Raw genomic sequence first — 14,362 nt, 5'->3', positions numbered from 1 at the left:
GGGGGCTTACTAATGAAATTTACGATTCGAAACAAACTTATCATCATTACCGCAACTCTGTTAATCATTCCCAGTTTGATAATCGGGCTATCCAGCTACATAACTGCTAAAACCATTTGAACGAAGTCGGCACTACCGGCATTAAGAACAATGTAATGTCGGCGCTTAATATGATTGCCGTACTAAATGACGATGTGCAAAACGGAACATTGACGTTAAAAGAGGCGCAAAGCAAAGCTGCGGAGAAGTTAGTCGGTCCAATGTTGGCAGACGGGACACGCGCTCTGGAAAACAGAGTCGACATGGGAGAGTACGGCTACTACTTCGTGTTGGATGAAGACGGAAATGCCATTGTCCACCCGACCTTGGAAGGCCAAAATTTGTACGATTCCCAAGCTCCGGATGGTATGTATACGACAAAAGAAACGATTGAAGCTGCTAAAAACGGAGGCGGCTTTGTCACATTCGACTTCGAATTGCCTAATAGCGAAAAGATCTCTCCTAAAATTGTATATGCGGAAATGGACCCTGCTTGGGGATGGATTGTCGTATCCGGAACTTATTTAACAGATTTCAATAGCGGCGCAAATGATTTACTCATCACTCTATCCATCGTCCTTGGCATCACCTTGATCGTTGGAACGATCGTTATTATCTGGTTCTCAAATCATTTATCAAGACCTATAAAACTTGTTACAGAGAAGGTTGGAAAAGTGGCGGACGGCAATTTGCTATCCGAACAACTGAACATTCGCAATAAAGATGAAATCGGCGAGCTGGCAAGTTATACAAATCGCATGACGGACAATCTAAAGCAGATGATTGGGCAAGTGTCCACAGCTTCTATGCAAGTAGCGGCAACATCAGAAGAACTGTCCGCCAGCAGCGAGCAAACAAGTCGATCCGTTGAACAGGTTACCAGTTCCATTCAAGACATAGCAGAGGGTGCAGATGCTCAAATGGCGAAAACAAAAGACTCGAGCGATGCAATGAACCGAATCGCGAAAGAATTAGAACAGATTTCCACCGCCATGAAAAGAACGGACGCTGCTTCCACGGAAACATCACGTACTGCTCAAAGCGGCTACAAAGTCATTACACAAACAATCAATCATATGCAAACTATTCAGCAAGAGACAACATCAACTGCCTTTGCTATCAATGAATTAGGTAACAAATCGAAGGAAATCACAAACATCCTATCGATGATTACGAATGTCGCAGAGCAAACAAACTTACTCGCACTCAATGCTGCAATTGAAGCCGCTCGGGCAGGCGAACACGGACGAGGTTTTGCAGTCGTTGCCAATGAAGTGAAATTATTGGCGGAACAATCAGCGGACTCTGCACGTCAGATCAGTTCACTCATCAAGACGATTCAGGAATGACCATTCCGTCATTGCAATGAACCAAAGTGCGGTCACTGTCAATGAAGGAATCAACATGGTGAATGATGCAGGCGACGCATTCCAGCAAATCGCTGAAGGTGTCAACAACGTATTGTCCCAGATCGGGGACGTATCACGCGCCTTACAAGACAATGTCCAGCAGTTCGACAACGTCGCCATGATAGTGGACGAAACTTACGAGATTTCCACTGCATCTGCAGCTCACACGCAAAATATTGCGGCAGCCGCGGAAGAGCAGACAGCATCCATGCAAGAGATTTCAGCGGCTTCTGATACATTGGCAAAAATGGCGGAAGATCTGCAAGAAACGATACGATCATTTAAGTTTTAAACCCGTTTATAGTTATAAATAAGCGAAGGGCACTCCCCTTCGCTTTTTAAGCTTTCAACCACTCTATCGCATCCGCATGCAAATCGTTACCGTTCCAGAACGTTAATGCTTTTTTCTCTCCAAATCGTTCAACCAAGTTTTCAATATAATCCGTTCCAAGTAAATAACCGATACGATTTCTACCAAAATAACTTCCACCCGATAAACGGAACCATTCCTTCTCTTTCGGCATATCCCACCCTGCCGAGGCATCTTGCAAAAAGCGCCGTTTCACTTCTTCTTTATTCTCTTCATAACATTGCACCCAAGGATCTCCTTCATCGTCAAATGAAAAATACATTGATTGCTTCAAATCTGGCACAATCTGCTTAGAAAAGTAAGTTGCTGCTCCTTCAGTATAAAGTGTCGTCAACCCATGCATCCAATCGACTTTTGACCAGTCCATGCCTCCTTTTGTCGCCATTGAAAAATGATTCACATGACCGATTTCATGCGCTGCAATTACGCGCATATGATCAGGCTTAGCGGATAATTTCTCTGCTGCAAAATACAATTCACGTTTATTGTCACTCGTTACAAAAGCATTTGATCCAAATGTCCCAACGATCAATTTAGCATGTAATGGGACATCGAAATCATATGTAGTTTGAAATCGACGTTCGATAGCTTGTAGAATTTCCGGAAATTGCTTCGAAAAAGCTTCGATCTCCCTTATTTTATTTCCATATTGATCTACCGCTTGTTGCAGGCGTTCATCTGTACGTGGACAATGATTCGGGAAGTATGCTTGATAAACGGCATCATTGTCGTTAAGAAATTTTTTCAAATCGTCCAAAGAGAACTGTTTAATCGTTTTATAAAAAGATATGAAAACAGGAATAGTATTATCAATATTCATACAATTACCCCCTTTCCCTATAGTATATCTATTTTCAAGTCATGATTAAAGATAGAAAAGCATATTGTTCTATCGAGGGGGTTAAACTGTGGCAGTTTTAAAAGCCACTGACAAGGAAGTGGATGTATTAGCAAAATAATTACGTGCTGAAGCAGGGGTGAAGGGCAATTTAGAATGCTGATGGTTGGAACATGTAGGTGTAAACTAATATGCGGAACCGCCTGGATTTTAAAGATATCCGACCGTTGCAACTGATAGCCTTTCAAAGGCTGATCGGTTTAAAGTAACAACAAAATGCTACCTTTATCAAAACGGACGGAATACGAAGCGAACACTGGCAGGGTGCATTCAAATTCTACACCTCGGTCCACTAATTGTTCGAACCAACCGACGCATGCCCAGCCCAATGGTATTACGAATGGAATGCCTAAAAGATAAGGCACATTGCTTCTATTCCCCTACCGAAAAAGATTGCCCACAAACTTTTGAAAGGATGAAAAAATGGTTCAGTATTATTGGTACCCTGGTTTTCCACAACAACCCCAACAGCCCGTCGTACCGCCGCAAGTACCAGTTCCAACCACCGGCCGGGGAAGATTCAGAGAAGAATCTTATATTGAAAACATCCTAAGGCTAAACAGGGGAAAGCCCGGCGTATTTCATTTTTCTTTTGAACATGCAGTCGAAGCGGGAGAAAACACAATATCCGTCCGCGGCAGAGTGGAGGCTGCCGGCCGCGATCACGTCATTATTAGTGAAATTGGCACCGATCATCGATTCCTCTTCCCGATGATCTACTTCGACTATGCAGAGTTCGACGAAGAACTCGCTTATTTCGATCAAACACCGTAAGCTTCAATGAAAAATCTTCCCGGAATCATTCACGGGAAGATTTTTCATTGACTTTATGTTCAAGCTGTTGCCGAAATCTACTTAGCTCATCGACACGGAGCGCAACCGTATGAAATTCCTTTTCAAATCCTAAAAACATTACAGCTTTTATCGGACGCTTTAATTGAAGTATACATTGCGGTTTCACATCCTCAAAATCTTTGGCAATAAAGTCAATCGTTCCACGCTGCTTCAATGAAAAAGTAGCAGCCTTTTCTTCCCAAAGTATGTTTTCAATATTAGAATATGGGATTTCCATACGCTTCATTAATCCTAAAGAGACTTGCATATAATTACGATTCAGTTTCAGAGGATTCAACCGAACCGCCTGAATGTCTCCAATGAAAAATAGGATGGAATAAACGTTCAATATGAGAAGAATAACGGATAAAAGAATCGATTGATCATGCAGCCACCAATGCAAACCAAACGTTTCAAGAACAATTGCATGGATGAGCATAATGTTAAAAGCTATATAACTTGTTTTTTGGTGTAACGTGAAGGTTGACTCCCCAATAATAGGCTTTCGTTTCCATGAGGCAAATGCATAATAAAACATAAGCATTTCAGCTGAAATGATAGAAATGATCGGATGAGATGACACTCTTTCCTTCACGATCGCTGGAAAAGCGAATAAACCATTGAGTTTTTCTTTTTTTAGCTCTCGTAAAATGCCGGGTAAATGCTTTGCCAATAGAAAAAGCAACCCAATTTCCGCTATGAGAATGACGACTTCAAAGCCAACCGCTATAAATGGAACAAATTGAAACGGCGCAAAATGTTCTGCTGGTATAATGAATCGAGCAGCAACTAAACCAAGAACCATGAAGGTGAAAAATCTTTTAACGGTGTACCCTTTTTTCCTTGTAATCGATAGAATTAGCAATGGGGCAACGATTGAAAAGTCTAACAACGAACCAAGAACAACTCCGTTAGCATCTTGTGGAAGTGGAATGGCAGGTAGCCTGTAAACAGCAAAATTACTTAAGAGCACGATAAACAGTAAAAGAAACAACCATTTCTGCTTCGATGAAACGCTCGATAAAGCCATATGAATCCCTCCCTTTTCGCTTATTATATCAAAGAAGTGAACGCATCATGATGACTATTCCGTGTTATTTAATGCTATGAAAAAATCCGTCAAACGATTATGCGCTTGACGGATGAAGAAATTTTATATTTTACTTACCAAACTGAATGGCAGCGATGATCAGCAGAATCCAACCAACAATAAACGCCACGCCGCCAATTGGAGTAATCGCTCCTAAAATACCGATGCCAGACAAGCTTAATACGTACAAGCTTCCCGAAAAGATGATAATACCCGCTAACAATAAATACCCTGCCCAGCTTAATTGGGTCGACGGTCCAAGAAGCGATGAGCTCATTAGAATCCCCACGGCAATGAGTCCGATTGCATGGAACATCTGATATTGCACAGCTGTTTCCCAAACCGCTAGATAATGCTCAGACAGGCGTTCCTTCAACGCATGCGCACCAAAAGCGCCCAATGCGACAGATAATGCCGCATTCACTGCCCCTGCTATAATAAAAAATGGCATTTGTCTTCCTTCTTTCTTCATCAGAAAATGAAATTCTTGTATACTATACTACCTCTTTTGCTATGTAAGTTGAAGCGGGATGGTTTAATAAATGGAGTGGGAGGCTGGAACGAGGGATGCTGCTCTAAAACGCATGAAGTGGAAGAAAAACGCATTCTATCATTCACTATGGCGCTGGCCTCACGTAATTCGCCTTGACTGCGCTTGCAAGCTAACAGCCTGATAAGCTTCGGCACCCGCTTGGAAAACGCCCACGCTGCGGCCACACCGTTCCGCTTTCGGCTTCACCTTCGCCACATGCACGATTGGCATATAATCCAATTTCATCGCCCGCTGCCACATATCCGTCCATTCAGATTGCTAAATATAATTACGTCCGAAATAATCATTTGGAATGCATAACCTGCCTCAACCCGCATATAGCCCACCAAGCAACACAAAATTACTCGTTTACAAGTCGAGTTCATCGCATTCAGCAAATGCAAACCGAATGAACTCCCCGCAAAAAGATTCCCAAGAAAACGCCCATCGGTTTATGCGTCCATTAAATGATTTATGCGTGAAATAAGCAGTGTTATGCGCGCAACAGTAGTCTTTTTGCGTTTTTAAAAAGAATTATGAGTTTTAGAATCAAGTTATGCGTCGATCATAGCAGGTTATGCGCTGTTAAATCGATTTATGCGTTAAAAGTAGAAAGTACGTATTAAAAATCAAATATTGATCCGCCGTTAGCGTCCTCTTCTTCAAGCGGTTTGCCTTCCAATGCTGAAACCGTTTGGATTGTTGGTACGCTCGTAACATCTGTCGCTTTTAGCAGTCGCGGCGTTTCATTTTTAGGTTCATTGCCGAGCACTACTTCACAAAGCGATCGGATTGCAGTTAAAGACTCCCGAATCGCGCGCTCATCATTTGCTGCTTTGGCATTATTTAGTTGCCGATCTATTTCTAATAGAATACGATCTGTTGAAATCATTTTTACCTCTTCCCTTCCTTCACTTCGAATTTCATGCACTCCATCCCTGATGAACGCCGGACAACGACAGAAGGCAATTCGCGTGTCTTAAATCCATATGCTTTGCAGCCCCGAGGATGTTTCGGGTCCCATGTTACATAAAAATACTTGCATTGAAAACAATTCACAGCCATCTTTAATCCCTCTTCATTTCATTACTAAAACGTCCTGCACCAATCAATCGGCTTTTCATCCCATTCCAATAATTGACGATTTGCCGCAGAATAAGGCTTGCTACCGAAAAAACCTCGACTTACACTGAGCGGACTCGGATGAACCGATTCGATCACCGCATGCTTTGTCAAATCAATCAGCTTCTTTTTTTCTTGAGCCGGTCTGCCCCAAAGGATAAAAACGATTGGTTCCTTCCGAGCTGATAATTTTCGGATGACTTCGTCCGTAAAAAGCTCCCACCCTTTGCCTTTATGGGAATGCGCTTTTCCTTCTCGAACCGTCAAAACCGTGTTCAACATTAGGACCCCTTGTTTCGCCCAGCCAGTGAGCGTACCGTTTTCAGGCAGTTCGCAACCAATGTCTTGCTGCAATTCTTTAAACATATTGCGCAAACTTGGCGGCAGTTTGACACCCGGTTTTACGGAAAAACTAAGCCCATGCGCTTGGCCGAATCCATGATATGGATCTTGTCCTAAAATAACGACTTTCACCCTGTTGTAAGGTGTCAGCTTAAATGCAGTCCACATATCCTCCATTAAGGGAAAAACGGTTTCATTGCAGTATTCTTCAATCAAAAACTTCCGTAGCCTCTGATAATACGGCTTTTGAAACTCATCCCCCATAACTTTGTCCCAATCGTTTCCAAATATCTGCTTCGCCAACGTTGCTCACTCCTTAAATTCGATTGTCACGTCGTATCCTGCGAATGAAAACATCTCTTTCAAAGTTTTCTCCGCATTATACCTCGCCATATCGAGCACACCTTGCGCTGCAGCCTCTTCCATAATCAGTTCTTTCGCCTCGTCCGCAATTTCATAGCCTTCCTGAATATCAGCTTTGCTCCGGAGTAGACCTTCATAGGAAAACATTTCAATTTGATCGAAATAAATTTCGGCTCCCCCTAAAAACTCAGCAGTTGGCAATGTTAGTTTCACAGTCTTCTTATTCTCATCTACTACTATGTCTTGTTCTGTCATGCCGGATAAATCCACACCCGCCTTGACCGATCCGGGTACAACAACTAAAAGTTGCCGCTTCGTGCCCGGCAAGTCCATACCGATGTCTTGTCCAAATAGCTGATTATCCTGTCTTTCTATAATAACTTTCGTATACGCTTCCGCAGTCGCAATTTCCTTTAGGTCTTGAATGCGTTCTAAAAACACACCCTTTTGCTCCGTATATGTGCTGCCTAAAGTTAAATATTTAAATGTGAGGAAAGGAAGAGAAAGGACAAACAGAATGAGAAGAATTGCAACAACGATCATTGATTTTCTCCACGTAGAGAAAATTTTCATAGGACGCCAAATTCGCCTTCTACGGCCAGCCACCTCTTCGAAAGTTACAGCTGACTCCTTTTTGGAAGCTTCTAATTGTGACATTGCTTTTTTATGCTCTTTTGATCTATTGTGATCTTTCATTCCCTCTTCACCTACCCTATAAAAGTATTCTCTACAAATCTTCGCTAATAGTTGTACGTTTAGACTATCGAAAAGTTACTAAACAAACAACTTTATTGTCCGTTATTTTATGGAAAACAACTGAATTCGACAACATGTCGTGTCTGTTCTCTATAAGTCGGTAGCATATTTAACGGAGCATCCGATAATATCCGACAATTGTATTTTTTCTTCAAGTTGATTAAGATAAAGGTGAATGCAATCCAACACGAAGGAGAATTCCGACATGACATTGAAAAAGACTTTGACGATCGCCGGATCTGATACATCTGGCGGAGCGGGTATACAAGCAGATCTTAAAACATTCCAAGAGCACGGCACATATGGCATGACTGCGGTTACAGTAGTTGTGACAATGGACCCTGATAATCATTGGAGTCATGGCGTCTACTCCCTTCCGATCGACGTATTGAAAGCGCAACTTAAAACAGCTCTTTCAACAGGAATTGACGCTATTAAAACGGGCATGCTGAGCACTGAAGAAGTCATTCAAACAGCCGGAGAGGCAATTGCCGAATCTGGACTGGACCACGTCGTCATTGACCCCGTTATGGTATGTAAAGGTGAAGACGAAGTGTTGAACCCAGGTACTGTCGATGCAATGATTCAATATTTATTGCCGAAAGCCGAAATCGCGACACCAAATTTATTTGAAGCGGGACAACTAGCCGGAATGAAAACCCCTTCTACAATTGAGCAAATGAAAGCGGCTGCCGAAAAAATTCATTCATTAGGTGCCCGCAACGTTGTCATTAAAGGCGGTAAACAGCTTCAACACGATAAAGCTGCTGATCTATTCTTCGACGGTAAATCATTTATTTTATTGGAAGCTGAAAAAACTGAAACGCATTATAACCACGGTGCGGGATGCACGTTCGCAGCGGCTATTACAGCGAACTTGGCAAACGGTCTTAACGTAAAAGAAGCAGTGATTGAAGCAAAACAATTCGTTACAGCAGCGATTGCAAACGGCTGGAAACTGAACGAATATGTCGGCCCAGTTATGCACGGAGCGAAAAACCGGTTCGGAGCTCCCGAAATTACGATTACAGAACTTTGATAAGAGTCGAAGGAGCGCGCTGCGTTCTTTCGATTTTTTATTTGTTTGCGGGGACATTATTGTATTGAATCGCCAATAGTGGGATATAGACCGGGCAGGTTGCACGGCGAACGGTTTACGTTTTGTTGCGCGAACTACATTGTGATACGGGCACTTTATATTGTGTTGCGCTCCTTTACATTGTGTTTCGGAACTTTTACATTGCGCTGCGGACGACTTACGTTTATTACACACCTTTATATTGTGTTGCCCTCTATCCACATTGCGTTGCGAACAATTTATGTTAAGTTGCGCAAACCATATTGTGTGACAAGCACGTTATATTGTTTTCACATTGCTTACCCGTACGTCATGACGTTCGCTAACCTGCCAAACCTCACACTTTTCTTTGCAAACCAATGTACATCTTAAACTCAAAGCACGTCAATCGCATTCACGGTCCATTTTCTATATACTAAAAGCATCGGCTTTTAACTATATTCGGCGAAAGTCCCCGCCACAATTAACTGAGGGATACGTGTCGAAGTCATTTGTGCAGCTTCAGGACACCATCAAGTCGAATTTAGTGAAGGTTCCGTTAGATGTAACGGATTTTCAAACGATAAAGCAGGCGGAATGAGTACAGTACATTCTGAGTATCCCTGCATAATCCACGTAATCTATTACTTTATCTATAAAAATCCGAAAGCAATTACGTTGCGTAATTGATCGAAAGGGGCATTGTCATGGAAATCGTAAAACCTGAACGGCTGCAGGAGTTGCTTGACTCTTATGCAAACAAAGATGTATATATCCATCTCGAAACGACAAACGGTGCATATGCTGCCCATTTTAAGGAAGGCTTTTTTAATGCGGGAGCGTTTATTCGAAATGTTGTCGTTAAATATGAGCTTGGCAAGGTAGCTGGTGATTCACCACATCGTATTGGCTTGAAATTACCTTCTGGCTGGATTTATGCACAAGGCATTACGCATTATACGGTAGATGAGCATGATCGACTGCTTATGGCTGGTTTGGATCCGGATGGCAAGTTAGCGGTTGCGCTTGAGATTAGCGAGACACCGTTTACATATTGATGCTTGTATTCATTTAACAAATAGTGTTCAAAATAGAAGCTTCATCCACCAAATCCACATAGCTGATGGATTTGCTAAAACAAAGGTAGCCTCCGGCGAATGTGAGGCATAAGGAGGTTTATTGAAATGTTAAAAAAAGAACGACATGTGCTTGTCATTTTTCCGCATCCTGATGATGAGGCATTTGGCGTCTCGGGAACAATTTCTTCTTATATTGAAATGGGCGTTCCTGTTACGTATGCTTGCTTAACGTTAGGTGAAATGGGGAGGAACTTAGGCAATCCTCCATTTGCGAATCGGGAGACGCTTCCTCAAATACGCAAGCAGGAGCTGCAAAATGCTGCTGCATCCATGGGATTAACGGATTTACGAATGATGGGCTTGCGGGATAAGACGATCGAATTTGAAGATGATGAAAAGATGATTCAGCTTGTTACCGATTTAATTGAAGATACGAACCCTTCCCTCATCATAACATTCTACCCTGGACTGTCTGTACACCCGGACCACGATGCTACCGGCCGAGCAGTAATCCGGGCAGTCCGTAGGATGAATGAAAACGAACGGCCGACGATTTACACAATCGCTTTTGCAAATAATACAAAAGAGCTCATTGGCGAGCCGGACGTTCATCACAACGTTGAAGCAGTTGCCGAGAAAAAACTGGCGACTTTAAACTCTCACGCTTCTCAAACCGTTTGGATGATGCGTGACATGGAAAAACGGCTCGCGGAAAAGGATCCCGAAGCGTTCAAATGGCTTCATAATGAACGTTTCTATACGTACCGCTGGGACCGTGATTTTGAATAACTGTGATCTTCCCCATTGGCAAAGTTTGTTGCCAATGGGTTTTTTGTTTTGAAATCCCTTCTGCTCTACTATTCATCATCGTTTGAAACAAAGTTAAATAGGGTAAAAATACCGGAGCAAGGAGATAAAATACTAATTTTATATTAATTATGGAAACTATGTAGTGACTGAAAAGTAAAAATTTGAGATACTGTATTTACAAGAATCGAATAAACGTATAGTATGTATAATTATTCATATGATACGTAAATTTATTCAACAAGGGGAATCATATTTTGAAAAAACATCGTTTATCAACATGGTTTTACTTCTTAATTCCTTCTTTGCTTGGGATCGTTTTATTCATGGTTCCATTAAAGTTCGGTGAAGAATGGAAAGTGCCAATCGCTAAATTAGCGGATATTCTGTCAGGCTTTTTAGAGCCAGCGATGCCTATGACAGCTATGATTTTGATTAGCATTGCAGCAATCGGCTCATTGATCTATTTGTTCATCCCTAAAGCAGACGGAACAGGGGCTCCTACTCTTTTGGAAAGCTTATTCAAAGTAACACCTTTTTGGGCAATTACAAGAGTAGTCGGGGCGATATTTGCAATTATGGTGACATTTCAAATCGGGCCTGAAGCGATTTGGAGTGAGGATACCGGTGGCTTGTTATTAGCACCCGATGGACTCGTATCTTTCTTATTCACTATCTTTTTATTCGCAGGGTTACTCTTACCACTTCTATTAAACTTCGGTCTTTTGGAGTTTTTCGGAACGATGATGGTGAAAGTTATGCGCCCTTTATTTAAACTGCCGGGCCGTTCTTCTATTGATGCATTGGCATCTTGGATTGGAGATGGGACAATCGGGGTTTTATTGACAAGCAAACAATATGAGGAGGGGCATTATACACAAAAGGAAGCCTCAATTATTGCGACGACATTCTCTGTCGTTTCAATTACTTTCTCTCTCGTCATTATCGATACGGTTGGCATGTCGCAATATTTCCTACCGTTTTACGGGACAATTCTGTTAACTGGAGTCGTTTTGGCGCTCGTAATGCCTCGCATTTATCCTTTGCGCAGCAAAAAAGAGGAATACATAGATGGCCGCCCATTCACAGGTGAAGAAGAGAAGCTTCCTGCTGGCTACAACGTAGTGAACCATGGCTTGGAAAACGCGTTGGAGACCGCATCGAAGAACCGATCGATCGGCAAAGTGTTTACGGATGGCATGCGAAATGTATTGGATATGTGGTTAGGCGTTGCACCTGTTGTTATGGCATTCGGTACTGTTGCACTGATTTTAGCGGAATATACAGGCGTGTTCACATTTTTAGGAAAGCCTTTTGAACCGATCCTGTCTGTTTTAGGCATTCCAGAAGCAGCTGCAGCTGCACAATCAATGGTCGTCGGATTCGCAGACATGTTCTTGCCTGTCATTTTGGCAGACGGCGTCATCACTTCTCCCATTACATTGTTCACCATTGCAACAGTTTCTGTCGTTCAGCTGATTTATATGTCTGAAGTCGGCGGATTAATATTAGGCACGAAAATTCCAATTAACATTTTGGATTTGATTGTTATTTTCTTATTACGTACATTGATCGCTTTGCCGATTGTAGCAGGCGTTGCACATTTGTTGTTTTAATAGACCTTTGCCCACCGAGTTGGTCTTCGGTGGGTTTTTTATACTTTAGTGGGGCTTTATGTAGTGGGTTGAGATCGTTATGCGTATTAGACGGAAAAATGCGGTTTAACAGCCGCCTTATGAGTTTTTATAAAGTTTTTTGAGCTCCGAATCGTCATTTATGCACTGTCGCTTAACTTTATGCGTAAAGCACCGCATTCAAAAAAGCCGCGTAATCGCGGCTTTAGGATGCTTTCAATTTCTTCTTCAGTTGCTCTAACATATCGGCTGTCATCATATCTAAATCGTATGTTGCTTTAAAGCCCCACTCTTCCACTGCCGCCGATGGGTCGATGCTATCAGGCCAGCTTTCTGCAATTGCTTGACGCACTGGGTCCACATCATAGGTAAGTTGGAAGTTTGGAATATGCTTGCGTATCGAAGCAGCAATTTCTTCCGGCTCAAAGCTCATAGCTGTCACATTGAACGCGTTTCGGTGAATCAGCTTTGCAGGATCGGCTTCCATTAAGTCCACGATTGCTTGAAGCGCGTCAGGCATATACATCATATCCATATAGGTATCTTTGGCAATGAAAGAAGTATATTTCCCTTCTTCGATTGCTTTGTAATAAATATCTACAGCGTAATCAGTCGTACCTCCGCCTGGTTGAGCCACGTTTGAAATAAGACCTGGGAAGCGGACACCTCTTGTGTCGATGCCGAATTTATGGAAATAATAATCGCATAGCAACTCTCCCGACACTTTGTTTACACCGTACATCGTTGTCGGTCTTTGCAATGTATCCTGAGGCGTATTATTTTTTGGTGTGGATGGACCAAATGCGCCGATTGAACTTGGTGTGAAAAATTGTAAATTCAATTCACGGGCAACTTCCAATGCATTTACGAGGCCGCCCATATTTAGATTCCAAGCGAGCAGCGGGTTCTCTTCCGCTTTCGCCGAGAGCAATGCAGCCATATGCATAATTGTATCGGCACCGAACTCTTTTGCTACTTCATGCATTTTTTTGCCATCTGTTACATCCAAAATAGCAAAAGGACCATTTTGCGCTTGTTGGGGTTTTCGAATATCAGTCGCCAAAACATTATTTTCACCATACTCTTTTTGGAGTTTGGTAATCAATTCTGATCCGATTTGCCCTAGCGCTCCCGTAACTAAGATCTTTTTCAATCGTGACTCCTCCTATTGTGCAAATGTATTTATGGGAAGGACATTTCCGAATTATTATTATCAAAAATCCTTTTCTATCAATGTATTTAGATTATATTATGTTCTTCTATGAAATACAACATTCATCCTTTATTCTTGAAGCTTTTCTGCTATACTAAAAGAAAATGCGAGGTGCCCGAATGCATAATAAATTTTTTAATTATTCAATCGTTATTCTATTAAGTATTTTTTTCGCGTATATTCTCTATACTTTCGGGATGCCGGAGTGGCTGATTATTATCATAATTATCCTATTCATCATTGCTTTAATGATCGGTTATCCATTTTACGTCATTTACAAATCCAAAAACATGAAATTGATTGGCCGTTATTTGACAACGCATAAGAAAAAGCCTATTTTTCAATATGCATACGCTTTGTCTCATGAAAATAATGAGGAAGTGATTGATTCATTGAAGCGTGTCTTGGCGGCATATCCACAAGCCGAGGTACAAGAAGTGTATAAGGCAAACTTGGCTATCTTCCAAAAAGATTGGCAAAAACTTATTACTTTTTCTGATCAAATGACAAATCCGTTGTACAAGGATTATTATCGCGGAATCGGCTATGCGATGAAAAACGATAGAGAAGCTGCTGCTGCCACTCTATCAAAAGTGCCCGTTCCGTGGATGAAACATTCATTGAGCGCAATTATAGCGCTGAAAAATAAAGATCGTGGGCGTTTTCGTATTGAAAGGGATCAATCCGTCGCCAATGCAGTTGGTATGCAACGTTACGTGCTATTCTATACATTAAAGAGAATGGAAGAGAGCATTCTACCAGTAAATTCAGCAAAATAAAGAGGCTGGGACAAAACCCTCCTCTGAAATGAAAAAGC

16 protein-coding genes and 1 pseudogene are annotated in these 14,362 nt (G+C 42.0%); 8 read left to right on the top strand and 9 right to left on the bottom strand.

The annotated features are described in order from the left end of the window. Positions 1-116 precede the first annotated feature (116 nt). Positions 117-1,388 carry a methyl-accepting chemotaxis protein gene (locus ACFQ38_RS11095; RefSeq protein WP_381480879.1) on the top strand — a complete coding sequence of 424 codons (1,272 nt, stop codon included), beginning with the start codon at positions 117-119 and terminating at the stop codon, positions 1,386-1,388. A gap of 55 nt (positions 1,389-1,443) precedes the next feature. Next, positions 1,444-1,740, top strand: coding sequence for a chemotaxis protein (locus ACFQ38_RS11090; RefSeq protein ID WP_381480876.1), 297 nt, complete (start codon positions 1,444-1,446; stop codon positions 1,738-1,740). Positions 1,741-1,786: 46 nt separating this feature from the next. On the opposite strand, the gene ACFQ38_RS11085 is transcribed toward ACFQ38_RS11090, so the two are convergent. After that, on the bottom strand, positions 1,787-2,638 hold the full coding sequence (locus tag ACFQ38_RS11085; protein ID WP_381480873.1) for an aminopeptidase: 852 nt from the start codon (positions 2,636-2,638) through the stop codon (positions 1,787-1,789). 501 nt (positions 2,639-3,139) lie between these two features. On the opposite strand from ACFQ38_RS11085, the gene gerQ reads away from it, so the two are divergent. Beyond that, the gene (gene gerQ / locus ACFQ38_RS11080; protein ID WP_336822866.1) at positions 3,140-3,490 is read left to right on the top strand and encodes a spore coat protein GerQ; all 351 of its coding nucleotides are present in this window, start codon (positions 3,140-3,142) and stop codon (positions 3,488-3,490) included. Between the two features lie 25 nt (positions 3,491-3,515). On the opposite strand, the gene ACFQ38_RS11075 is transcribed toward gerQ, so the two are convergent. The 7 genes and pseudogenes from ACFQ38_RS11075 to ACFQ38_RS11045 form a co-directional block, all read right to left on the bottom strand. Continuing rightward, entirely contained in the window at positions 3,516-4,580 is a 1,065-nt protein-coding gene (locus tag ACFQ38_RS11075) for a beta-carotene 15,15'-monooxygenase (protein WP_381480871.1), read from the bottom strand. A gap of 130 nt (positions 4,581-4,710) precedes the next feature. Next, positions 4,711-5,091 (bottom strand): DUF423 domain-containing protein, encoded by a 381-nt coding sequence (locus ACFQ38_RS11070; RefSeq protein WP_381480868.1) that lies wholly within the window; start codon positions 5,089-5,091, stop codon positions 4,711-4,713. Positions 5,092-5,271: 180 nt separating this feature from the next. Next, positions 5,272-5,439, bottom strand: a pseudogene (locus ACFQ38_RS11065) (hypothetical protein); the annotation flags it as partial. Positions 5,440-5,794: 355 nt separating this feature from the next. After that, complete coding sequence (locus tag ACFQ38_RS11060) at positions 5,795-6,064, bottom strand: YwdI family protein (protein WP_381480866.1); 270 nt, start codon at positions 6,062-6,064, stop codon at positions 5,795-5,797. A 2-nt stretch (positions 6,065-6,066) separates the two neighbouring features. Further along, on the bottom strand, positions 6,067-6,237 hold the full coding sequence (locus tag ACFQ38_RS11055; RefSeq protein WP_336822870.1) for a uracil-DNA glycosylase: 171 nt from the start codon (positions 6,235-6,237) through the stop codon (positions 6,067-6,069). A gap of 24 nt (positions 6,238-6,261) precedes the next feature. Further along, complete coding sequence (locus tag ACFQ38_RS11050) at positions 6,262-6,939, bottom strand: uracil-DNA glycosylase (protein WP_381480863.1); 678 nt, start codon at positions 6,937-6,939, stop codon at positions 6,262-6,264. 6 nt (positions 6,940-6,945) lie between these two features. Next, the gene (locus ACFQ38_RS11045; protein ID WP_381480860.1) at positions 6,946-7,695 is read right to left on the bottom strand and encodes a DUF4230 domain-containing protein; all 750 of its coding nucleotides are present in this window, start codon (positions 7,693-7,695) and stop codon (positions 6,946-6,948) included. Between the two features lie 265 nt (positions 7,696-7,960). Between ACFQ38_RS11045 and thiD the strand changes: the two genes are divergently transcribed. From thiD to ACFQ38_RS11025, 4 genes are all read left to right on the top strand, one after another. After that, positions 7,961-8,794, top strand: a complete 834-nt coding sequence (gene thiD / locus ACFQ38_RS11040) for a bifunctional hydroxymethylpyrimidine kinase/phosphomethylpyrimidine kinase (RefSeq protein WP_336822873.1) — start codon at positions 7,961-7,963, stop codon at positions 8,792-8,794. A gap of 725 nt (positions 8,795-9,519) precedes the next feature. Further along, positions 9,520-9,870 carry a YojF family protein gene (locus ACFQ38_RS11035; RefSeq protein WP_336822874.1) on the top strand — a complete coding sequence of 117 codons (351 nt, stop codon included), beginning with the start codon at positions 9,520-9,522 and terminating at the stop codon, positions 9,868-9,870. A gap of 126 nt (positions 9,871-9,996) precedes the next feature. Further along, positions 9,997-10,680, top strand: a complete 684-nt coding sequence (gene bshB2, locus ACFQ38_RS11030; protein WP_381480857.1) for a bacillithiol biosynthesis deacetylase BshB2 — start codon at positions 9,997-9,999, stop codon at positions 10,678-10,680. A gap of 275 nt (positions 10,681-10,955) precedes the next feature. Further along, complete coding sequence (locus tag ACFQ38_RS11025) at positions 10,956-12,314, top strand: YjiH family protein (RefSeq protein ID WP_336822876.1); 1,359 nt, start codon at positions 10,956-10,958, stop codon at positions 12,312-12,314. A 223-nt stretch (positions 12,315-12,537) separates the two neighbouring features. Here ACFQ38_RS11025 and ACFQ38_RS11020 read toward each other — a convergent pair whose 3' ends face one another. Further along, complete coding sequence (locus tag ACFQ38_RS11020; protein ID WP_336822877.1) at positions 12,538-13,485, bottom strand: L-threonine 3-dehydrogenase; 948 nt, start codon at positions 13,483-13,485, stop codon at positions 12,538-12,540. Between the two features lie 179 nt (positions 13,486-13,664). On the opposite strand from ACFQ38_RS11020, the gene ACFQ38_RS11015 reads away from it, so the two are divergent. Beyond that, on the top strand, positions 13,665-14,324 hold the full coding sequence (locus ACFQ38_RS11015; protein ID WP_336822878.1) for a hypothetical protein: 660 nt from the start codon (positions 13,665-13,667) through the stop codon (positions 14,322-14,324). Positions 14,325-14,362: the final 38 nt, after the last annotated feature.

It is taken from the genome of Sporosarcina contaminans, from assembly GCF_042679045.1.
Classification (GTDB): Bacteria; Bacillota; Bacilli; order Bacillales_A; family Planococcaceae; genus Sporosarcina; species Sporosarcina contaminans.
The sequence above is the reverse complement of the archived record's forward strand: the minus strand, read 5'-3'. Positions and strand labels throughout refer to the sequence as shown.

What these genes read in the sequence shown, in the direction of transcription:
- ACFQ38_RS11055 (WP_336822870.1), bottom strand. Translation starts at nt 6,237, where the DNA reads ATGGCTGTGAATTGTTTTCAATGCAAGTATTTTTATGTAACATGGGAC.
- gerQ (WP_336822866.1), top strand. Translation starts at nt 3,140, where the DNA reads ATGGTTCAGTATTATTGGTACCCTGGTTTTCCACAACAACCCCAACAG.
- ACFQ38_RS11035 (WP_336822874.1), top strand. Translation starts at nt 9,520, where the DNA reads ATGGAAATCGTAAAACCTGAACGGCTGCAGGAGTTGCTTGACTCTTAT.
- ACFQ38_RS11075 (WP_381480871.1), bottom strand. Translation starts at nt 4,580, where the DNA reads ATGGCTTTATCGAGCGTTTCATCGAAGCAGAAATGGTTGTTTCTTTTA.
- ACFQ38_RS11070 (WP_381480868.1), bottom strand. Translation starts at nt 5,091, where the DNA reads ATGCCATTTTTTATTATAGCAGGGGCAGTGAATGCGGCATTATCTGTC.
- thiD (WP_336822873.1), top strand. Translation starts at nt 7,961, where the DNA reads ATGACATTGAAAAAGACTTTGACGATCGCCGGATCTGATACATCTGGC.
- ACFQ38_RS11090 (WP_381480876.1), top strand. Translation starts at nt 1,444, where the DNA reads ATGGTGAATGATGCAGGCGACGCATTCCAGCAAATCGCTGAAGGTGTC.
- bshB2 (WP_381480857.1), top strand. Translation starts at nt 9,997, where the DNA reads ATGTTAAAAAAAGAACGACATGTGCTTGTCATTTTTCCGCATCCTGAT.
- ACFQ38_RS11085 (WP_381480873.1), bottom strand. Translation starts at nt 2,638, where the DNA reads ATGAATATTGATAATACTATTCCTGTTTTCATATCTTTTTATAAAACG.
- ACFQ38_RS11060 (WP_381480866.1), bottom strand. Translation starts at nt 6,064, where the DNA reads ATGATTTCAACAGATCGTATTCTATTAGAAATAGATCGGCAACTAAAT.
- ACFQ38_RS11045 (WP_381480860.1), bottom strand. Translation starts at nt 7,695, where the DNA reads ATGAAAGATCACAATAGATCAAAAGAGCATAAAAAAGCAATGTCACAA.
- ACFQ38_RS11015 (WP_336822878.1), top strand. Translation starts at nt 13,665, where the DNA reads ATGCATAATAAATTTTTTAATTATTCAATCGTTATTCTATTAAGTATT.